This is a genomic window from Streptomyces sp. NBC_01241 (assembly GCF_041435435.1).
Taxonomy (GTDB): domain Bacteria; phylum Actinomycetota; class Actinomycetes; order Streptomycetales; family Streptomycetaceae; genus Streptomyces.
The window spans coordinates 2208757-2229406 of the sequence record NZ_CP108494.1; the positions used below are offsets into that span (position 1 = coordinate 2208757).

The following is a 20650-nucleotide window of genomic DNA, read 5'->3' on the forward strand; positions in this document are numbered from 1 at the left end:
GGGCGAAGCCCCCGATCGGGGGTCTCGGGGCGTACTCCATCTGCGGCTGCGTCCCTGATCAGCCGCGCTACAGCCGCGCTACCAACGGCACCCGGCCACGCACGGCCGCGCTTCGCACCCAGAACGTCTCAGGCGCGCTTCGTGCCCAGTACGTGCAGCTGCGTCGCGACCGAGTGGAAGGCGGGCAGTTCGGCCGCGGCCGCCTCCAGCTTGAGCAGGGCCTCCATGGCGCCGGGCTCGGTGTCCACCAGGGCGCCCGGTACGAGGTCGGCGAAGACCCGTACGCCGTGGACCGCGCCGACCTCGACGTCCGCTGCGGAGACCAGCTCGGTGAGTTGCTCCGCGGTGTAGCGCCGGGGTACCGGGTCCCCCTCGCCCCAGCGGCCCGCCGGGTCGCCGAGCGCCTGCCGGGCCTCGGTGAAATGACCGGCGAGCGCCCGGGCCAGGACGGCACCGCCGAGCCCGGCGGCAAGCAGGCTGAGCGCACCGGCCGGACGGAGCGCCTCGACCGCGTTGCGCACACCCTCGGCGGGGTCGTCCACGTACTCCAGGACTCCGTGGCACAGCACCGCGTCGTAACCACCGCGCTCGACCACCTCGAACAGGCCGTGGATGTCGCCCTGAACGCCGCTGACCCGGTCGGCGACCCCGGCCTCGGCGGCGCGGCGCTCCAGGGCGAAGAGCGCGTTGGGGCTGGGGTCGACGACGGTGACCCGGTGGCCGAGACGGGCCACCGGCACCGCGAAGTTGCCGGTGCCGCCGCCGGTGTCCAGGACATCCAGGGCGTCCCGGCCGGTCGCCTTGACCCGGTGGTCGAGGGCGTCCTTCAGGACCTCCCAGACCACAGCGGTACGGAGGGAGGCGCGGGGGCGCAGCTGGTCCGACACGGCAGATGACTCCTCGACACGGTGCCGCCACTGACGGCGGAGCGTGAACAGTGCAGGTGGTACACGTGCTGTCCACCCTATTGCCTCGCGCCACCGTCTCCGTCATCCCGCGTCGGGCCGCTCCTTCCGGGCCTGTGGGAGCACCGGCTGAAGCACCAGCAGCCGCTCGACCATGCGCAGGAACATCTCCGCGTCACGCAGCAGGTCGTCGGCGTCCCGTCGGCTGGCCGCACCCGGTATGCCGGCTTCCGCGCGGGCCCTGCGGCGGGCGCCGGAGGCGAACAGCGCACTCCATTCGGTCAGCTCGGGGGCTATTTCCGGGAGGACCTCCCAGGCGCTGCGGATCCGCTCCCGGCGCCGCTTGGAGGTCTCGGGGCGGGCCCGGGCGGCGAGCACGGCGGCGGCGGTGCGCAGTGCGGCGAGGTGGGCGGTGGCATACCGCTCGTTCGGCACATCGAGAACGGCGGCCTCGTCGAGGCCGGTGCGGGCCTGGGCGAGCAGATCGAGGGCGGCGGGCGGCGCCGTGGTGCGGCGCGGAACGGGATGGACATCGCTTGCCGGGCCGGTCAGTGAGGGGGCAGGGCCGTCTGCGCGGCGCCGGGGTGCGGCTGCTGCGGACGAGTGGGCCATGACGAAACCTCCTGTCTCGTGTAACGGCTCCGTGGCCGTATGTATCCATCGTGGCGGGCGCCACTGACAATCGACCCCACCTCCACCCTGACCTGCGCCTTTGCTTCGATCGCGAGTTCGGACTAGATTTTTGAACTGACCAGTCAGTTCAAAACGAGGGAGAGTCTGTGGACAGCCCGCACGGGGCAGCCGTCACCGCCGAGGATTTCGGGCTCAGGGGACCGCGCGGCTGGGCCTTCCGGGGCGTGCGCATCGAGGCCGGGCCCGGCTCGCTGGTGGCGATCGAGGGCCCCTCCGGTTCCGGCCGGACCTGCCTGCTGCTCGCGCTCACCGGCCGGATGCGCCCCACCGAGGGCCTGGCGGAGATCGGCGGACTGCGTCTGCCGCGCAAGATGGCCGCCGTACGCCGCATCAGCGCACTGGGCCCGGTGCCCGGGGTCAACGAGCTCGACCCGGCCTTCACCGTCGCGGAGCACCTGCGCGAGCGGGCTCTGCTGCAGCGCCGCTTCGGCGGTTCGCTGCGCGCTCTGCTGCGTCCGCGCGCCGAGCGCGTCGCCGCCGCGCGGGGACGGATCGACGCCGCGCTGGATGCCGCCGGACTCGACCTCGCCACCCTGCCCAAGGCCGAGCGGACCTCCGTACGGGATCTGGAACGGCTGGAGGCGCTGCGGCTGGCCATCGCCCTCGCGCTGCTCGGCCGGCCGCGGCTGCTCGCGGTGGACGACGCCGATCTCAAGCTCTCCGACGCCGAACGCGCCGAGGCCTGGGAGCTGCTGCGCTCCGTCGCCGACAGCGGCACGACCGTGCTCGCCGTGTGCAGCCAGGCGCCCGAGGGCGCCATCACCGTACGTACCGACACCACGGCCGCACCGGCGGACACGCGGGATGCCGCGGCCGAGGAGACCACGACCGAGGAGGGACCGGCCGATGCGTTCGCCGAGACTGGCCGCGCTTGAGCTGAAGCGTTTCGGCAGGGGAAAGCTGCCGGTCGCCGCGCTGATCGCGCTCCTGCTGCTGCCGCTGCTCTACGGCGCCCTGTATCTGTGCTCCTTCTGGGACCCGTACGGCCGCCTCGACAAGATCCCGGTGGCCCTGGTCAACAACGACAAGGGCGCCACCGCCGCCGGGAAGCGGATCACGGCAGGCGACGAGATCACCGGCAAGCTGCTCGACTCCAAGACCTTCGAGTGGCACGAGGTGAGTTCCGCCGAGGCGCACAAGGGCGTCGAGGACGGTACGTACTACCTCTCGCTCACCATGCCGTCGGACTTCAGCCGGCGGATCGCGTCCAGTTCGGGCGACTCCCCCGAGACCGGCGCGCTCCAGGTGCGGACCAACGACGCGAACAACTACATCGTCGGGCAGATCTCCCGCTCGGTGTTCTCCGAGGTGCGCACCGCCGCGTCGACCAACGCCTCACGCGGCTTCCTCGACCGGATCTTCATCAACTTCTCCGACCTCCATGACGCCACCGCGAAGGCGGCCAAGGGTGCCGACGACCTCAAGGGCGGTATCGGCAAGGCGAAGAAGGGGTCGCAGGATCTCGCGGACGGGCTGAAGGACGCCAAGGACGGCAGCAGCAGTCTGGCCGGTGGGATCGTCAAGCTGAACAAGGGCGCGGGTGACCTCGAAACCGGCTCCCGGCAGGTCGCCGACGGCACTCAGCTGCTCGCCGACAAGGTCAACGGGGTGGCGGCCGACGTCCGCCCGTTCCTGAAGGACAACGGCACGTCCATCGGCGACACCGCCCGGCTGGTCGCCGACTCCTCGCAGACCGTGCGGGACAACCTCGACCTGATGGTGAAGACGGCGCCCACCGCGGCCACCGCCGCCCACACGGCCTCCGGCGAGCTGACCGAGGTCTACCGCACCCGTTGCACGGAGCAGCCGCCCGCCGACCCCACCGTCTGCCCGCCGCTGAAGCGCGCGGAGACCGCTGCGGCCGATGTCGCGAAGGTCGCCGACGATGTGAACATGCTGGTCACCAACCAGAACGGGGATCTGAGGAAGCTGCGCGACCGGCTGACCACGCTGCAGCGGCAGGCCGATGACCTGGCCAAGAACGCGCCGCACCTGGACGAGGACCTGAAGTCCGCCGTGGAGAAGGTCAACGCGCTGAACACCGGCGCCCACAAGGTCGCCGAGGGAGCGAACGAACTGCACACCGGCCTGGCCACGGCCAGGACGGGCTCCGCGAACCTGGACACGGGCGTGAGCGATCTCAAGAAGGGCGCGACCGACCTGGACGGCGGGCTGATCCGGCTCGGCGACGGCTCGGCGACCCTCGCCGAGGGACTCAACGACGGTGTCGGCAAGATCCCCGACTACGACAAGAAGGACCGCGACGCGCGTACGGAGGTCATGTCCGACCCGGTGCGGCTGGCCTCCGAGTCGCTGCACGCGGCCCCCAACTACGGCACCGGCTTCGCCCCATACTTCATCCCGCTCTCCCTCTGGGTCGGCGCGATGGTGGCGTACATGCTGATCCAGCCGCTCAACCGGCGCGCACTCGCCGCCGGGGCCTCCGCCTGGCGGATCGCCTTCGCGGGCTGGCTGCCGGTCGCCGCGCTCGGACTGCTCCAGGTGGCCGCCCTGATGTCCGTACTGCACTGGGGGCTCGGGCTGCAGATGGCCCGCGCCGCCGGGACGATCGGCTTCCTCGCGCTGACGACCTGCTGCTTCGCAGCGATCGTGCAGTGGCTCAACGCCCGGTTCGGGGCCTCGGGTCGCATCCTCGTGCTGGCCGTGCTGATGCTCCAGCTGACCTCGGCCGGGGGCACGTATCCCGTACAGACCAGCCCCGGGTTCTTCAACGCGATCCACCCCTACCTGCCGATGAGTTACATCGTCGAGGGTCTGCGCCGGCTGATCACGGGCGGCGGCCTCGGCCCGGTGTGGCAGGGGAGTGCGGTGCTGCTGGCGTTCACGGCGGGGGCGCTCGCCCTGACCGCGGTCGCCGCGCGCCGCAAGCAGGTGTGGACCCTGGAGCGGCTGCATCCGGAGCTGAGCCTGTGAGCGCGCCCGGACCTGTGAGAATCAGGGGCATGGAAAGCAGTAGCACCACGCGCCGCCAGGCCACCCGGCAGAAGCTCTACGAGTCGGCCGTGACACTCATCGCCGAGAAGGGCTTCTCGGCGACCACGGTGGACGAGATCGCCGAGCGCGCCGGGGTCGCCAAGGGCACGGTCTACTACAACTTCAAGAGCAAGACCGAACTCTTCGAGGAGTTGCTGCGCCACGGCGTCGGGCTGCTCACGGCATCGCTGCGCTCCGCGGCCGAGGACACCGAGGAACGCGGCGGCACCCGGGTCGAGGCCCTGGACGCGATGATCAGGGCCGGTCTGGTCTTCATCGACCGCTACCCGGCCTTCACCCAGCTGTACGTGGCGGAGCTGTGGCGCACCAACCGGGCCTGGCAGTCGACCCTCCTGGTGGTGCGTCAGGAGGCCGTCGCCGTGGTCGAGGGGGTGTTGCGCGAGGGAGTGAAGAACGGCGAGCTCAGCGAGGAGATCGATGTCCAGCTGACGGCCGCGGCCCTGGTCGGCATGGTGCTCGTGGCCGCGCTGGACTGGCAGGCGTTCCAGCCGGAGCGGTCGATCGACGATGTGCACTCGGCGCTCTCGCTCCTGCTGCACGGCCGGGTCAGCGGGCGCTGACCGGGCGGCGTGGGCCGACCCGGCGGGCGGCGTCGGCCGACCCGGTGGCAGGGGCTGACCTCGGCGGGCGGCGTCGGCTGAGCCCGGCGGCGTCGGCTGAGCCACGCTGCCGGACTGCCCCTGAGCCGGAACGGCCCGACGTACGGACACGCGAAGACGCCGGTCCGGTGAGGCTCGATCCCCCCGAGCCTGCGCCGGACCGGCGTCTCCTGCGCTGTCGGAGAGCCTTCCCCCGTGACCCCTGTTTCCCCCGTGGCCCCCGGGCTCTCCGCCGTACTCCCCCATTCCGGAAAGAGTTGCCGCACCCGCTCCGCCGCCCCGTGTCGGCGGTGCCGGTGCCGCGCCTCTCCCCGTGGGCTCCACTCTCCCGTCCGCGCAGGTCGGAGCCCATCCGCGCATCTACTCATCTCATCGCCTAGGTACGGATACTCAGGGCTGCGCACCGATCCCCACCCCGGGTCCTGCTCCATCTGGTTACGATCGCATCCGTGTCCGTACTCCCCCTGGTGTTCACAAGCGGCTGGGCGAGCGGGATCAACGCCTATGCGGTGGTCCTGTTGCTCGGTGTCTTCGGCGCGACCGGTCTCAGCGACGAGGTGCCCGCGTCGCTGCAGCGCACCGATGTCCTCGTCGTGGCCGGCGTGCTCTTCCTGTGCGAGGTGGTGGCGGACAAGATCCCGTACGTGGACTCGGTCTGGGACTCGGCGCACACCGTCATCAGGCCGGTCGCCGGGGCCGTCGTGGCGGCGCTGCTGGCCGGCGGGAGCGGTTCGCTGCCGGAACTCGCGGCCGGGGCCGTCGGCGGTTCCACCGCTCTGATGAGTCATCTGGTGAAGGCGGGCACCCGGATGGCGGTCAACACCTCCCCCGAGCCGTTCAGCAATATCGCGATGAGCACGGCCGAGGACCTGGGCGTCGCGGGAATCGTCACCTTCGCGATATTCCATCCGCTGGTGGCCGCGTCCATCGCCGGGACCCTGCTGCTGCTCGGCATGGTGGTACTGGTCTTCCTGGCCTCCCGGATCCGCCGGTTCCTGCGCCGCAGGGCGCAGCGCCGCGCGGAGAAACGCCTGGTGGGAGCCGGTTCGCCCTGGCCGCCGGGCTGAGTGTCAGAGGTGGCCGTTAAGGTCACTGACATGGCACGTATTGCGGTGATCGGCGCCGGGATGGGCGCGATGGCGGCGGCCGCCCGGCTCGCCGTGGCAGGCCACCGGGTGACGGTGTACGAGCGGTCGGACACCTTCGGCGGCTCGGTCGGCCGGTACGCCCATGACGGCTTCGCCTTCGACACCGGTCCCACGCTGCTGCATCTGCCCGCGGTCTACCGTGACTTGTTCGTGAAGACGGGCAAGGAGCCGCTGGAGCGGTGCGTCACGATGACCCAGGTCGATCCGGCGAGCCGCCACGTCTTCGCGGACGGCACGGCGGTCTCGCTGCCGAATGCGTCACGGGCCGGGGTCGTCGCCGCTCTGGACACGGCGCTCGGGGGCGGCGCGGGCGCGGCCTGGGGCGAGTTCCTCGACCGGGCGCGCGACGCCTGGGACCGGTCCCGGCGTCCGCTCCTGGAGGAGCCGTTGCGCTCCGACTGGCAGGTGCTCGGCCGGGATCCGTATCCGGCGCTCCGGCGGCGCCGCCTGTTGCGCCCGGCCCGTCGGGCGGACACGGTGGCGGAGATCGGCGCGTGGGAGCTGCCGGACCCCCGGCTGGCCGCGCTTCTCGACGGGTACGCCCTGTCGTACGGGCTCGACCCGCTGCGCGCCCCGGCGGCCGCCGCCCTGCTGCCGTACATGGAGGAGACCTTCGGCAGTTGGTACGTCTCCGGCGGGATCCGGGCCCTGGCGCGGGCGGTGTACGAGCGGTGCCTGGCCCGGAAGGTGGAGTTCGTCTTCGGCGGCGAGGTGGCCCGGGTCGTGGAGAAGGACGGCCGGGCGGCAGGTGTCGAGCTCGTGGACGGGACGGTCGCCGAGGCCGCCCATGTGGTGCTGGGCGCCCGTCCGCATTCGGGCCTGGTGCCCGGTCAGGAGCTGTGGCGGGACGGCGATGTGGCGGTTCAGCCGCGGCCGGGGCACGGGGTGGTGCCGGGCCGGTTCCTGGTCCTGCTGTCGCTGCGCGGCGCCCGGCCGGGGGACGCCGTGCACCGGACCCTGGTCCACCCGGCGGACGGCGCGGCGGAGCGCGCGGCGGTGTTCGGCGGCCGGCTCGCCGACCGTCCCACGGTGACGGTGCTGCGCCCGGACGACCCGTCGACCCGCCCCGACGACGCCCACGAGGCGGTGACGCTGATGGCGACGGTCGCCCCGCACGGTGCGGTCGACTGGACGGACCAGGTGTTGCGCGAGCGGTGTGCCGACGCGCTGATCGAGGCGGCCGGCGCGGCCGTGCCCGGCCTGCGGGAGCGGCTGCTCCACGCCGAGGTGCGGACCCCGGCCGAGACGGCGGACGACACCGGCGCAGAGGGCGGTTCGGTGCCCGCGCCCGCGCTGGCCGGAGCACAGGGCGCGTATCTGCATCCGGGCAATCGCACCCGGCTGCCGGGGCTCTACGCCGCGGGCGGCTGGTCGCACCCGGGCGGCGGGCTCGCCCACGCGGGGATGTCGGGGGCGCTGGTCGCCGGGCTGATCGTGGAGGGGGACGGGTTCCGGGGCTCGCAGTGATCCCAGAAGCCGCCGGCCGGGCCCGTCGTCAGTAGAAGCTGTCTGCCCCGACTGCCGGGCCCGTGTCGTCAGTAGCGGTACTGCTGTTCGTCGTAGCCGTTGCCGTTGGCGTAGCCGTTCGGGTACGGGGCGGGCTGCGCGGGCTGCTCCGGAGGCGTGGGCGGGTACTGCTCGCCCTCTCGCTGCTGCGGCACCCAGACACCGCCGGGCGGGGTCTCGGGGGCGTACTGCTGGGCGTACGGGTCCGCGGTGTACTGCTGCTGGCCGCCGTAGCTGTCATAGCCGTTGCCATAGCTGTCGTACGCGGCGTACTGCGTGGAACCGCCGGTGGTGCCGGTCCCGATGTACGGGTCGGAGTACGCGGCGTACTGCTGCTGACCGGTGCCGTAGTCGTACTGCCCCTGCCCGGCGAAGGAGTCCTGGCCGGCGAAGGAATCCTGGCCCGCATACGGATCCTGGCCCGGCGTGCTGTGCGTGGAGTGGCCGGCGTAGGGGTCGTACGCGGCGTACTGCGGCTGCTGTTCCGCCTGCCTGCCCTGGCCCTGCTGCGGCTGCTGGTGATCGCTGTAGATGCCGTACTGCCCGGTGTCGTCGGGCAGCGGCTCCGGCTCGTAGACCGCGGTCCGCTGCTCCGGAGTCCCCGGTGCCGCGGACGACGCCGCCGCGGCGTCCGCCTGCGCCGGGACCCGCTCGCCGTGCTCCAGCTCCGGGTCCGACACTTCGAGCGTGGGCTCGCGGCCGTCCCGGTCGCCGCCGCCCCGGCGGCGACGGCTCTCACCGGGGCTGCCCCCTATCGCCCAACCGGTGGAGAAGCCGCGCCGGAAGGACAGCGTGACGTACGTCTGACCGGTCGCGAACGCGATGGCGCCGACGGCGATGACGAACACGGACGGCATCAGCACGCCGACGACCACGCAGCCGAAGCCCGCGAAGGCGAGCAGCCGCCAGCGAAGGCGTGCCTTGTACTGCAGGAGCACCTCACCGAGCAGCCACAGCGCGACGATTCCGAACGCGATGTAGAGGACCGTCCAGCCCATGCCCGCCCCCTCCTACGGCCACCGCCCCGGGTCGTGGCGGGTACGGCCGGTCACGACTGCTTGTGCAGTCCGAGATTCTCGTAGATTTCGAGCGTCGCCGTCGAGTTGTTGAGCGTGATGAAGTGCAGTCCGGGCACACCCTCGGACCGCAGCCTCGCGCAGAACTGCGTTGCGAAGTCGATACCAATGGAGCGTACAGCGGCGGGATCATCCTTGGCGGCGAGGATGCGTTCTTTCAGGGAGGAAGGAAAAGACGCGTTGCTGAGCTGCGCAAACCGTTCCAACTGCTTGACACTGGTCAGCGGCATGACCTCGGGGATGATCGGGGTTTCGCAACCCGCAGCGACCACCCGGTCACGCATCCGCAAATAGTCCTCCGGATTGAAGAACATCTGCGTGATCGCATAGTCGGCACCGGCGCGGCACTTGTCCACGAAATGCCGGATGTCGGTGTCCCAGTCGCTCGAGCGCGGGTGCATCTCGGGAAATGCCGCGACGCCGACACAGAAATCTCCGGATTCCTTGATGAGCCGGACGAGATCTGCGGCGTACCGCACGCCCTGCGGGTGCTTGACCCACTCGCCCATCGGGTCGCCGGGCGGGTCTCCGCGCACGGCGAGGATGTTGCGGATTCCGGCGTCGGCGTACTGCCCGATCATGTTGCGCAGCTCGGCGACGGAGTGGTTGACCGCCGTGAGGTGCGCGACCGGAGTGAGGGTGGAATCGGCGGCGATCTGCTCGGCGACCCTGACCGTACCCGCCCGGGTGGAACCACCCGCTCCGTACGTCACGGAGACGAAGCTCGGCCTCACCGCCTCGACGCGGCGCAGCGCATTCCAGACGTTCCGCTCGCCCTTCTCGGTCTTGGGCGCCCAGAACTCGAACGAATACGAAGTCTTGCCGGTCGCGAGGAACTCACGCACCGTGTGTGCGTGATCCGTCCTGGTAGATGGTGTGCCAAGAGCCATACCGGCAGGTTAACCAGAGCACGACGACCCCCGGACCAGACCAACAGCAATTGTCCGAATTGACCGGTTGTTTGTCCATCCTTCGGACAGCCGGCTTCGGACAGCAGGCATCGGGCGCCCGGCTTCGGGTGCCCGGTCGGATCACGTCCCGGCGCGCGCCCGGATTCGCTCGGCCAGCCCGGCGGTGGCGGCGGCCGGGTCGGTGGCCTCGGTGATCGCCCGTACGACGACCACCCGGCGCGCTCCGGCATCCAGCACCTCGTCGAGATTGCCCGCGTCGACCCCGCCGATGGCGAACCACGGGCGTCGGGTGCCGAGCGAGGCGGCGTACCGCACGAGGTCCAGGCCCGGGGCGTGCCGACCGGGCTTGGTCGGGGTGGGCCAGCACGGGCCGGTGCAGAAGTAGTCCACCCCGGGCTCGGCCACGGCCGCGTCGACCTCGGACTCGGCGTGGGTGGAGCGGCCGATCACCACGTCCTCACCGATGACGGCGCGGGCGGCGGGGACCGGCAGGTCGCCCTGGCCGAGGTGCAGTACGTCGGAGCCGATGGCGTGGGCGACATCGGCCCGGTCGTTCACCGCGAGGAGCCTGCCGTGGCGCCTGCAGGCTTCGGCGAAGACCGCCAGGTGTTCGAGCTCCTCGGCGGCTTCCATGCCCTTGTCGCGCAGCTGGACGATGTCCACCCCACTGGAGAGGACGGCGTCGAGGAAGGCGGGGAGGTCACCCTGTCGCCTGCGGGCGTCCGTGCACAGATACAGCCGGGCATCGGACAGCAGCGCGCGAGGCGTGGACATGGCGCGGTTCCCCCCTGGAAAGCGTTGCGGAACGGTTGTCGGTACGGCGCGGGGGTGCGGGCCGCGCACTGCTGCGCGGCCCGCCCCTCACATACGGCCTGCGGTCAGACGGCCAGCGCCTGGGCGCGACGCTTCACCTCCGTGCCGCGATTCTCGCTCAGTGCCTGGGCAGGGGTGCCCGGCAGGGTCGGGTCGGGGGTGAAGAGCCATTCCAGCATCTCTTCGTCGGTGTAGCCGTCGTCCCTCAGGAGCGTCAGGGTGCCGGAGAGGCCCTTGACCACCTTGTCGCCGTCGATGAAGGCGGCAGGCACCTGGAGCGCCCGGTTCTCACCACGTCGCACGGCAATGAGCTGGCCCTCCTTGACCAGCTGCCGTACGCGCGTCACCTCGACACCGAGCATTTCGGCGATGTCGGGGAGGTAGAGCCAGGCGGGGACGAGAGCATCGATCTTTGCGTCAATCTCGGTCACGGGGACAAGCCTGCCATCCCGGACTGACAGCCGATACCCGGACTCAGCCCTTCAGGGCGTCGCGGACCACGTCCGCGACGCGGCAGTGGCTCTGCTGGTCGCCGGTGACCCAGCCGTGCGCGGTCGTCAGGGAGCGCGAGTAGCAGGCTCCGGTGTCCGTGGTGCCCCGGTACGTCTCGGTCGAGGCTCCGTCGGCGGACTGGACGACACCGTTCGTGCGGGCGATGCTGCCGGTCGAGTCCACGGTGTCGTCCGTGACCGCGTCCGTGTGCCACGCGTGTGCGGAGCCCTTGCGGGACGTGTCGACGAGCACCCGGCGCTGGGTGACGGCGGCCTTCATGTCGTAGTTGTTGTAATCGCCGTACAGCGGGATGTCCATGTCCACGTCGATGGGGTAGGACCAGGTGTGCCGCTGCGCGTCCGTGCGCCCGTGGAGCTGGGTCGTCACCGTGGTGGAACCGTGGTCACGCTGGTGCATCACCTGGTGGCTGCCCGTGCGGGAGACGTTGTCCGTGTTGGTGTACGCGAACTCCTGCTCGACGGTGGTGGTGACCCGGCCCTTCGAGGTCTCGACATAGCCCGAGATCTTCCAGGAGCGGCCGGTCGACACGGAGACGTCCGTGGAGCCGTCCTTGCCCGGGGTCTGGACGGTCTTCACGACCGGGGTGTGGCTGAGCGTGTTGGCGGTCACCTTGCCGCTCGTGCGGGACGCGTGCGCGTCCGTGTCGAGGAAGAGCGAACCATCGACGTTCCAGCCGTCGGCCGCGCCGTACGGGGTGATGCTGATGGCGTGCGGCTTGCCGTCGGCCAGCAGACCCGCGAAGGGGGTGAGGTCGATGTCGTACGCCTCGGTCTTGAACTGGTCGATGGCCGGGATCGGACGCCACAGGGTCGGCACGATGCCGCCGGAGTACACCACGGGGTACGGCTGGGCGAGGCCGGCGGGCTGTCCGTCGACCGCGACCTGCACCTCACGGTAGGGGCCGCCGCCGCAGAGGTAGTCGGGGGCGGTTTCCGCCAGGTCGCTGGGGACCGCGTCGAACCACTGCTCGTCGCAGCCGCTCCCGCGCGCGTAGACCTCCAGCCGCGCCTTGGTCAGATTGCGCGGGAAGGTGACCTCGGTGCGGGTGGAGCCGCCCTTGCCGATGTCCATCCAGGGGGCGCCGGTGGAGCCGGTGTTACCGAGCGGGACGATGCGGTCGGCCGTGGCGGCGGCCGGGTGACGCTTGTCGGCCTGGTAGTACGTGATCTTCAGGTTGATCCTGTACACGCCGGTGTACGTGTCGTTGACGACATTGCCCAGTTCGAGCTGGAGCTTCTGCGGGTCCTTGAGGAGCGGCGCGAAGTCGGTGATGTCCTTGGCGACGTGCCAGCTGATGCCGTCGTCGTCGGGCTCGGCGGTGCTGGTGCGGAAGACCTCCGCGCCACCGATGAAGACCGCGGCGAGGCGGTCGTACTGACGCCCCTTCACGCTGCCCGACCAGTCGAGGACGACCTTGTTCCACGGACCCTTGCACTTCTCGGGCGGGGTGAGCGTGGTGGTGTACGGCGGTCCGCCGAGGGTGTAGCCGAAGTCGTGGTCGACGGCCGTCACCGAGCAGCTCTTGGTGTCCGGGCGGGAGACCGGCGGCAGCGCGTCGATCGGATCCTGGTAGTCGACAGCCGGGTTGGAGCCGGGCTTGGGAGCGGCGCCCGCGTACGCCGGGGCGGCGAGTGCGCCTCCGACGAGGGCAATCGACGCCGAAGCCATGGAGATTCCGCGCAGCGCGCGAGCCCATCTGTGTCGAAACATGCGCATCCTTCGAAGAGTATGAAATGAGCACTCTAAAAGATGCACAGTGCACTAACTTCTACCTCCCCCCAAGGGGTTGTCCACATAGCGGACACCAACGTCCGTTGCCTGTACGCCTACTGACGAGTCGCCGACTTCAGCGGTACGGAGGGGTCGGCGGCCCGTGCCGGATCGAGCCGCACCCCCGCCTCGATGAGCTTGCGCCCCTGCGCCAGATCGCGTGGCCGGCCGACGGCGAGGACCGCGACCAGGACGCCGTCGCGCAGCCAGCACACCGACCAGGCGGGGCCGGCGGGGTCGCCGCGCCACAGCAGGGTGTCGGCGCTCCCGTGGTGGCCCGCGTACTGCACGAACCGGTCGAACTGCTCGGACCAGAAGTACGGCACGGGGTCGTACGTCAGAGGCGCGGATTCACCGTCGGCAGCGGCGGCGATGATGTTGGCGGCGGCGGTCCGCGGGCCCTGGAGGGCGTTGTCCCAGTGGTGGACGAGAAGGCGTTCGCCGTACCGGGCGGAGGGGAACGAGGCGCAGTCGCCGACCGCGTACACATCGGGCTGCGAGGTGCGCAGCGCCCCGTCGGCGGTCACCGATCCGTCGGGGCCGAGCGCGATGCCGGAGCCGGCCAGCCAGTCGGTGGCGGGCCGTGCGCCGATTCCGACGACGACCGCTCCGGCCGGGATCGTGCGGCCGTCCGCGAGGATCACCCGGCCCGGCTCGATGCGGGCGACCCGGGCTCCGGTGAGGAGTTCGGCGCCGCTCTCGGCGTACCAGGCGGCCATCGGGGCGGCGACCTCGGCGGGCATCGCTCCCGCGAGGGGCCGGTCGGCGGCCTCGACGACGGTGACCTCGCAACCCGCGGCGCGGGCCGCGGTGGCGAACTCGGCGCCGATCCAGCCCGCGCCGACGACCACGACGCCGTGCCGCTCGTCGAGAACGGGACGCAGCCGCGCCGCGTCGTCGAGGGTGCGCAGCAGATGGACGCCGGGCACTCCCTCGGCGCCGGGCAGGACGACCGGTTCGGCACCGGTCGCGATCACCAGCACGTCGTAGGGCACGGGTCCCGACGGGGTGTCCAACTCATGCGCGCCGGGGCGCACGCTGGTGACTTCGCGGCCCAGTTGCAGATCGATGTCCAGCGCATCGAAATCGACGTCGAAGGCGGAGTCCTCGGCCTTGCCGAGCAGCACCGCCTTGGACAGCGGGGGCCGGTCGTAGGGCTGGTGCGGTTCGGCGCCGATCAGGGCGACGGAGCCGGTGAAGCCCTGTTCCCGCAGGGCCACCGCCGTCTGCACACCGGCCATGCCCGCGCCGACGATGACGACGCGGCGCCCCGCGTGCCGGTCCGGCTGCTCTGACTGCTGCTGCTCGCTCACCCGTACACCTTAAGCATCTGACGACCCATCAGGAAAGCGGGATCTCTTCCACCGTGCTCGCCCCGCTGCCCTCCTGCAACTGGGCACACAACTGCTCTGCCAGTACCCTGATTTGGCGAACATGGGCACGATTGAGTGAACGGCGTGACGTTCTGTGGGTATGCCTGGTGAGGTGTGCGTATCGCATGTAAAGCGATCTGGGACGCCGCGTGTGGTGTCAGCAGTCGGGGCCCCCGTTCTACCGGAGTGATGGTTCGGAGCCTCCGCGTCGCCTCTGGCCACACCCACATGGCCAGGTCGCAGGGATTCCGCCCACGTGGAACGCACCCATACGTGATATGCGTCGCCGCCCAGGAGGCGAAAGCGGAGGACCAGTGCGCCCAAGACCGTTCGGGGCGTACCGGTGAGACAGGACCCGTTCCTGCTCACTGCCCAGGAACGGTTTAGGGTGGCCAACGTAAAACACTCGCGGGAGTCCGGACGCACCGGGCTGAGAGGGAGGCTGGGGCGGCCTCCGACCGTACGAACCTGATCCGGGTCATGCCGGCGAAGGGAGGGGTTGGCACCCATGCGTTCTTCTCGGAACGGAAAAGGATCCGACGTCCTCGTCATCGGGGGCGGGATCATCGGTCTGGTGACCGCCTGGCGGGCCGCGCAGCGCGGACTGCGCATCGCGGTCGCCGACCCCGAACCGGGCGGCGGGGCCGCCCAGGTGGCGGCCGGCATGCTGGCCGCCGTCACCGAACTCCACTACGGCGAACAGATGCTGCTGGCCCTCAATGTCGCCTCGGCCGCCCGCTATCCGGCCTTCGCGGCCGAACTGGAAGCGGTGAGCGGGCGGGAGACCGGCTTCCGCGCCTGCGGCACCCTGGCCGTCGCCCTGGACTCCGACGACCGCGCCCATCTGCGGGAACTGCACGCCCTGCAGCAGCGTTCGGGCCTGGAGTCGGAGTGGCTCACGGGCCGCGAATGCCGCCGTCTGGAGCCGATGCTCGCGCCCGGCGTCCGCGGCGGTCTGCGGGTCGACGGCGACCACCAGATCGATCCGCGCCGGCTGGCCGCCGCGCTGCTGACCGCCTGCGAGCGGGCCGGGGTGGTCTTCCACCGCGACCGGGTGGAGCGCCTGACGGTCGTACGCGACCGGGCCGCCGGAGCCGTGCTCGCCGCGGGCACGCAGCTCGGCGCCGACCAGGTCGTGCTCGCCGCGGGCAGCCTCAGTGGCCGGCTGCCGGGGCTGCCGGACGAGGTCGTGCCGCCGATCCGGCCGGTGAAGGGGCAGGTGCTGCGGCTGACCGTGCCCGCCGCGTACGCCCCCTTCCTCACCCGGACGGTCCGGGCCATGGTCCGGGGCAGCCACGTCTATCTCGTACCGCGCGAGAACGGCGAACTGGTCGTCGGCGCCACCAGCGAGGAAATGGGCTGGGACACCACTGTCACCGCGGGCGGCGTCTACGAGCTGCTGCGGGACGCCCACGAGCTGGTGCCCGGCATCACCGAGCTGCCGCTCACCGAGACCCGCGCCGGTCTGCGCCCCGCCTCCCCCGACAACGCCCCGCTGCTCGGCCCCACCGCCCTGCCCGGTCTCCACCTCGCCGTCGGCCACCACCGCAACGGAGTGCTGCTCACCCCCGTCACCGGCGACGTCATGGCGGCGCTGCTGGCCGACGGCGAGCTGCCCGAGCCGGCCCGCCCCTTCACCCCGCACCGCTTCCCGCCCGCCGCCGCCCCCGTACGTCAGGAGCAGCCCGCATGACCGAGCCCGCAGCCCTCTCCGAGCCCGCGCCCCACCCCCGGCCCGCATCGCCCTCCGAGCCCGCACACCTCTCCGCACACGTCCCCGTACCCGTCTCCGTCTCCGTGAACGGCGAGGTCCGTCTCCTCGCCGCGGGCACCACCCTGGACGCCCTTGCCGCCACCCTGACCACGGCACACTCCGGCGTCGCCGCCGCCCTCAACGAGACCGTCGTCCCGCGCGGCCGGTGGTCCGCCACCGTGCTCGGCGACGGTGACCGCGTCGAGGTCCTGACCGCGGTCCAGGGAGGCTGACGGTGGCCGACGACCTCTTCGCCCTCGGCGACACCTCCTTCGGCTCCCGGCTGATCATGGGAACGGGCGGGGCACCCGGCCTCGACGTGCTGGAGCGTGCCCTGACCGCCTCCGGCACCGAGCTGACCACCGTCGCGATGCGCCGCCTCGACCCGACCGTGCAGGGCTCGGTGCTCTCCGTCCTCCAGCGGCTCTCCATCCGCGTCCTGCCGAACACGGCGGGCTGTTTCACCGCGGGCGAGGCCGTGCTGACCGCCCGGCTGGCCCGCGAGGCGCTCGGCACCGACTGGATCAAGCTGGAGGTGGTGGCCGACGAGCGGACCCTGCTGCCCGATCCGATCGAGCTGCTGGACGCCGCGGAGACCCTGGTGGACGACGGCTTCACCGTGCTGCCGTACACCAATGACGACCCGGTGCTGGCCCGCAGGCTCCAGGACGTGGGGTGCGCGGCGGTCATGCCGCTCGGCTCCCCCATCGGCTCCGGCCTCGGCATCCGCAATCCGCACAACTTCCAGCTGATCGTCGAGCAGGCCCGGGTTCCGGTGATTCTCGACGCGGGCGCCGGGACGGCCTCGGACGCGGCGCTCGCGATGGAGCTGGGGTGCGCGGCGGTGATGCTGGCGTCCGCGGTGACCCGGGCCCAGGAGCCGGAGCTGATGGCCGCGGCGATGCGGCACGCGGTGGAGGGCGGGCGGCTGGCGTACCGCGCGGGCCGGATCCCGCGCCGCCACTTCGCCGAGGCCTCGTCGCCGGTGGAGGGGCGTGCGGCGCTGGACCCGGAGCGCCCGGCCTTCTGACCCGCCGGGACGCCGTGGACCGCATGTTCCTGTCACGGCTCGGCTGCAGTACGGCCCCGGGACCGCTCCGGCCCGTGGGAGTCCATGGCGGCTCGTAGACTCGCATGCGTGGATACGACCCTCCAGGACCCTCTTGTCGGGCAGCTGCTCGACGGCCGCTACCGCGTCGATGCCCGCATCGCCGTGGGCGGCATGGCCACGGTCTACCGGGCCGTGGACACCCGGCTCGACCGGGTGCTCGCCCTCAAGGTGATGCACCCGGCGCTCGCCACCGACGCCTCGTTCGTCGAGCGCTTCATCCGCGAGGCGAAGTCCGTGGCCCGGCTCGCGCACCCCAATGTGGTCGCGGTATTCGACCAGGGCGCCCAGGGCCAGTACGTGTACCTCGCGATGGAGTACGTCGCGGGCTGCACCCTGCGTGACGTGCTGCGCGACCGCGGCGCCCTGCAGCCGAGAGCCGCGCTGGACATTCTGGAGCCGGTCCTCGCCGCCCTCGGTGCCGCGCACCGGGCGGGCTTCGTGCACCGCGACATGAAGCCGGAGAACGTCCTCATAGGGGACGACGGCCGGGTCAAGGTCGCCGACTTCGGTCTCGTACGGGCGGTGGGCGCCGTCACCAGCACCACCGGGTCGGTCCTGGGCACCGTCTCCTATCTCGCCCCCGAGCAGATAGAGCACGGCACGGCGGACACCCGTACCGATGTGTACGCCTGCGGTGTCGTCCTGTACGAAATGCTGACCGGCGCCAAGCCGCGCGCCGGAGACACCCCCGCCCAGGTCATCTACCAGCACCTCAACGAGGACGTCCCGGCCCCCTCGGCCGTCGTCCCGGGGCTTCCCGTCGCGCTCGACGACCTGGTGGCGAGCGCCACCGCCCGCAATCCCGAGGTCCGTCCGTTCGACGCGGTGGCGCTGCTCGCCGAGGCCCGTGAGGCCCGCTCCGGCCTGACCGACGCCCAGCTGGACGCCGTACCGCCGCAGGCCCTCGCCGAGGCGCACGACGCCGCCGAGGACCTTACGAGCGTGATCCCCCGGCTGATCCCGGCCGATCCGGGCGTCGCCCATCACACCAGCCGGCTGGAGATGCCCGCGCCGATGCCGCCGCCCGCGCCGCGCGGACCGTGGCGCTTCGGTCCGCGGCGCTCCGTCATGGCCGCGGTCCTCGCCGTGCTGCTGGTGCTGGGCGTCGGCACCGGTGTCTGGTACATCAACTCCGGGCAGTTCACCCGGGTGCCCTCACTGCTCGGCCAGACCGAGAAGACCGCCCAGCAGCGGCTCTCGGACGCAGGTCTGGAGCTCAAGGGCGTCAAGCGGTCCTACAGCGACACCGTGGAACGCGGCAAGGTCATCAGCAGCGACCCCGAGTCCCGTGCCCGCATCCGGAGGAACGACGCGGTGACGCTGGTCGTCTCGCGCGGCCCCGAGATCGTGAAGGTGCCCGATCTGCAGGGCCTCTCGGTCGCCGATGCCAGCCGTGCGCTGAAGAAGGTTGGCCTGGTGCCCGGCATGGTCACCAAGGAGTTCAGCGAGGAGACGGTACGGGGCGACGTGATCCGTACGGACCCCGCGGCCGGCGCCGAGCGCCACCCGGACTCCGCGGTCGCCCTGGTCGTCAGCAAGGGCGCCCCGGTCGACGTCCCCGATGTCACCGGGCTGTCCGTCGTGGACGCCACCGCCGCGCTGGACGAGCAGGGCCTGAAGGCCAAGGTGCTGCCCGACCGGGTCAACTCCCCCGAGGTCGCGGGCGACATCGCCCATCAGTCACCGGCCCGGGGCAGCCAGGCCGCCGAGGGCGACACCATCACGCTCACGGTCTCCAAGGGACCGCGGATGATCGACGTCCCGGACGTCACCGGCAAGGACGTCGACGCCGCCAGGAGCGAACTGGAGAACGCGGGTTTCGAGGTCAAGGTCGACCGCCCGTTCCTCTCCTTCAGCAACACCATCGCGCGCCAGTCCGTCGATGGCGGAAAACAGGCCCCCGAGGGCAGCACCATCACCATCAGGACCAAGGGGCTCTAGATCCATATGCGCAACCCCGTCGGCGGCCATGTTCCCGTGGCCGGAGGCCTCGCCAAGGTCGGCCTCCCGTACGCCCGCGAGATGGCGGCGGAGGCCGTCCAGGTCTTCGTCGCCAACCCGCGCGGCTGGGCGACGCCCGTCGGCAACCCGGCCCAGGACGAACAGTTCCGCGCCGAGTGCGCCGCCGAGTCCATACCGGCGTACGTCCATGCCCCGTACCTGATCAACTTCGGCTCGCACACCGGGGCCACCGTCGAGAAGTCCGTGGACTCACTGCGCCACTCACTGCGCCGGGCCCGCGAGATCGGCGCCCTGGGCGTCGTGGTGCACACCGGATCGGCGACCGGCGGCCGCCCGCGCGAGCAGGCCCTCGCGCAGGTCCGCACGCACATGCGGCCGCTCCTGGACGAGCTGACGCACGACGACGACCCGTATCTGCTGCTGGAGTCGACCGCCGGACAGGGCTCCTCGCTCTGCTCACGGACCTGGGACTTCGGCCCGTACTTCGAGGCGCTCGACGCCCACCCCAAGCTCGGCATCTGTCTCGACACCTGCCACATCTACGCGGCGGGCCACGATCTGACCGGCCCGGCGGGCATGCGCCGAACCCTGGACCTCCTGGTGGACACGGTCGGCGGGGGACGGCTGAAACTGATCCATGCCAACGATTCCAAGGACGTGGTGGGCGCCCACAAGGACCGCCACGAGAACATCGGCGCCGGGCACATCGGCGAGGAACCGTTCCGGGAACTGTTCGCCCACCCGGCCACCGCCGGCGTGCCGCTGATCATCGAGACGCCGGGCGGCAAGGACGGCCACGCGGCGGACGTGGCGCGGCTGAAAGGGCTGCGCGGGCGCCAGGGTCAGAGCTCGGGGCCGTCCCCCGGCTCCTCCTGATACGAGTAGCGCTGCTCGCGCCACGGATCGCCGATGTTGTGATAGCCGCGCTCCTCCCAGAAGCCGCGGCGGTCGGCCGTCATGTACTCGACGCCGCGGACCCACTTGGGCCCCTTCCAGGCGTAGAGGTGCGGCACGATGAGCCGCAGCGGGAAGCCGTGCTCGGCGGTGAGCAGCTCGCCACCTTTGTGAGTGGCGAAAAGTGTTCGGTCCGAGGCGAAGTCGGAGAGCCGCAGGTTCGAGCTGAACCCGTACTCGGCCCAGACCATCACATGGGTGACGTTCGGCGCGGGCGGTGCGAGTTCCAGGATCGTACGGGCGAGCACGCCGCCCCATTCGGCGCCGAGCATGCTGAATTTGGTGACGCAGTGCAGGTCGGCGACCACCGAGGTGAACGGCAGCACCGAGAATTCCTCGTGGTTCCAGCAGTGCTTCTCGCCGTCCGCCGTGGCACCGAAGACCCGGAACTCCCAGCGGTCGGGCTTGAACTTGGGCACGGGCCCGTAGTGGGTAACCGGCCAACCACGCTGGAGTCGCTGTCCCGGCGGAAGCTCGGACTGCTCTGACGCGCGGTTTTCCCGGCTTTCCGGCTGACCCATGACTCCATGGTGACAGACAGGCAGGGG

Annotated in this window: 19 protein-coding genes and 1 riboswitch; of the genes, 10 read left to right on the forward strand and 9 right to left on the reverse strand. The window is 71.4% G+C overall.

The features are described 5' to 3' along the window. Positions 1 to 128: 128 nt before the first annotated feature. On the reverse strand, positions 129 to 887 hold the full coding sequence (locus tag OG306_RS09575) for a class I SAM-dependent methyltransferase (protein ID WP_266745670.1): 759 nt from the start codon (positions 885 to 887) through the stop codon (positions 129 to 131). Positions 888 to 989: 102 nt separating this feature from the next. Further along, positions 990 to 1517, reverse strand: a complete 528-nt coding sequence (locus OG306_RS09580; protein ID WP_266745671.1) for an SAV_6107 family HEPN domain-containing protein — start codon at positions 1515 to 1517, stop codon at positions 990 to 992. Between the two features lie 167 nt (positions 1518 to 1684). On the opposite strand from OG306_RS09580, the gene OG306_RS09585 reads away from it, so the two are divergent. From OG306_RS09585 to OG306_RS09605, 5 genes are all read left to right on the forward strand, one after another. Further along, a complete protein-coding gene (locus tag OG306_RS09585) occupies positions 1685 to 2473 on the forward strand; it encodes an ATP-binding cassette domain-containing protein (RefSeq protein WP_266745672.1) in 789 nt (262 codons plus the stop codon). Then, complete coding sequence (locus OG306_RS09590) at positions 2445 to 4532, forward strand: YhgE/Pip domain-containing protein (protein WP_266745673.1); 2088 nt, start codon at positions 2445 to 2447, stop codon at positions 4530 to 4532. The genes OG306_RS09585 and OG306_RS09590 overlap by 29 nt, the downstream gene beginning before the upstream one ends. 29 nt (positions 4533 to 4561) lie before the next feature. Further along, entirely contained in the window at positions 4562 to 5173 is a 612-nt protein-coding gene (locus OG306_RS09595) for a TetR/AcrR family transcriptional regulator (RefSeq protein WP_266745674.1), read from the forward strand. A gap of 488 nt (positions 5174 to 5661) precedes the next feature. Further along, complete coding sequence (locus tag OG306_RS09600) at positions 5662 to 6279, forward strand: DUF4126 domain-containing protein (protein WP_266745675.1); 618 nt, start codon at positions 5662 to 5664, stop codon at positions 6277 to 6279. A 30-nt stretch (positions 6280 to 6309) separates the two neighbouring features. Further along, entirely contained in the window at positions 6310 to 7827 is a 1518-nt protein-coding gene (locus OG306_RS09605; protein WP_266745676.1) for a phytoene desaturase family protein, read from the forward strand. A 68-nt stretch (positions 7828 to 7895) separates the two neighbouring features. Here the strand turns inward: OG306_RS09605 and OG306_RS09610 are convergent, their stop codons facing one another. From OG306_RS09610 to OG306_RS09635, 6 genes are all read right to left on the reverse strand, one after another. Beyond that, positions 7896 to 8864 carry a hypothetical protein gene (locus OG306_RS09610; protein ID WP_266745677.1) on the reverse strand — a complete coding sequence of 323 codons (969 nt, stop codon included), beginning with the start codon at positions 8862 to 8864 and terminating at the stop codon, positions 7896 to 7898. A 50-nt stretch (positions 8865 to 8914) separates the two neighbouring features. Then, positions 8915 to 9832 carry a methylenetetrahydrofolate reductase [NAD(P)H] gene (gene metF / locus OG306_RS09615; RefSeq protein WP_266745678.1) on the reverse strand — a complete coding sequence of 306 codons (918 nt, stop codon included), beginning with the start codon at positions 9830 to 9832 and terminating at the stop codon, positions 8915 to 8917. 141 nt (positions 9833 to 9973) lie between these two features. Beyond that, the gene (thiE, locus tag OG306_RS09620; protein ID WP_266745679.1) at positions 9974 to 10627 is read right to left on the reverse strand and encodes a thiamine phosphate synthase; all 654 of its coding nucleotides are present in this window, start codon (positions 10625 to 10627) and stop codon (positions 9974 to 9976) included. 104 nt (positions 10628 to 10731) lie between these two features. Continuing rightward, the gene (locus OG306_RS09625) at positions 10732 to 11097 is read right to left on the reverse strand and encodes an Rv2175c family DNA-binding protein (protein ID WP_266745680.1); all 366 of its coding nucleotides are present in this window, start codon (positions 11095 to 11097) and stop codon (positions 10732 to 10734) included. A 43-nt stretch (positions 11098 to 11140) separates the two neighbouring features. After that, positions 11141 to 12847, reverse strand: a complete 1707-nt coding sequence (locus OG306_RS09630) for a peptide-N4-asparagine amidase (RefSeq protein ID WP_327259370.1) — start codon at positions 12845 to 12847, stop codon at positions 11141 to 11143. Positions 12848 to 13005: 158 nt separating this feature from the next. Continuing rightward, positions 13006 to 14262: an NAD(P)/FAD-dependent oxidoreductase gene (locus OG306_RS09635; protein WP_371665231.1), complete on the reverse strand. Its 1257-nt coding sequence runs from the start codon at positions 14260 to 14262 to the stop codon at positions 13006 to 13008. A 458-nt stretch (positions 14263 to 14720) separates the two neighbouring features. Next, positions 14721 to 14835: riboswitch (TPP riboswitch) on the forward strand. Between OG306_RS09635 and thiO the strand changes: the two genes are divergently transcribed. From thiO to OG306_RS09660, 5 genes are all read left to right on the forward strand, one after another. Continuing rightward, positions 14831 to 16015 (forward strand): glycine oxidase ThiO, encoded by a 1185-nt coding sequence (gene thiO / locus OG306_RS09640; RefSeq protein ID WP_266745682.1) that lies wholly within the window; start codon positions 14831 to 14833, stop codon positions 16013 to 16015. (Overlaps the previous riboswitch by 5 nt.) A gap of 104 nt (positions 16016 to 16119) precedes the next feature. After that, on the forward strand, positions 16120 to 16308 hold the full coding sequence (thiS, locus tag OG306_RS09645; protein WP_266752141.1) for a sulfur carrier protein ThiS: 189 nt from the start codon (positions 16120 to 16122) through the stop codon (positions 16306 to 16308). A 2-nt stretch (positions 16309 to 16310) separates the two neighbouring features. Then, positions 16311 to 17105: a thiazole synthase gene (locus tag OG306_RS09650; RefSeq protein WP_266745683.1), complete on the forward strand. Its 795-nt coding sequence runs from the start codon at positions 16311 to 16313 to the stop codon at positions 17103 to 17105. Positions 17106 to 17213: 108 nt separating this feature from the next. Then, complete coding sequence (pknB, locus tag OG306_RS09655; protein WP_266745684.1) at positions 17214 to 19127, forward strand: Stk1 family PASTA domain-containing Ser/Thr kinase; 1914 nt, start codon at positions 17214 to 17216, stop codon at positions 19125 to 19127. Positions 19128 to 19133: 6 nt separating this feature from the next. Further along, on the forward strand, positions 19134 to 20024 hold the full coding sequence (locus OG306_RS09660; RefSeq protein ID WP_266745685.1) for a deoxyribonuclease IV: 891 nt from the start codon (positions 19134 to 19136) through the stop codon (positions 20022 to 20024). Here the strand turns inward: OG306_RS09660 and OG306_RS09665 are convergent. Next, a complete protein-coding gene (locus OG306_RS09665; protein WP_266745686.1) occupies positions 19991 to 20623 on the reverse strand; it encodes a sulfite oxidase-like oxidoreductase in 633 nt (210 codons plus the stop codon). The two genes, OG306_RS09660 and OG306_RS09665, sit on opposite strands and share 34 nt — an antisense overlap. Between the last annotated feature and the right edge of the window lie 27 nt (positions 20624 to 20650).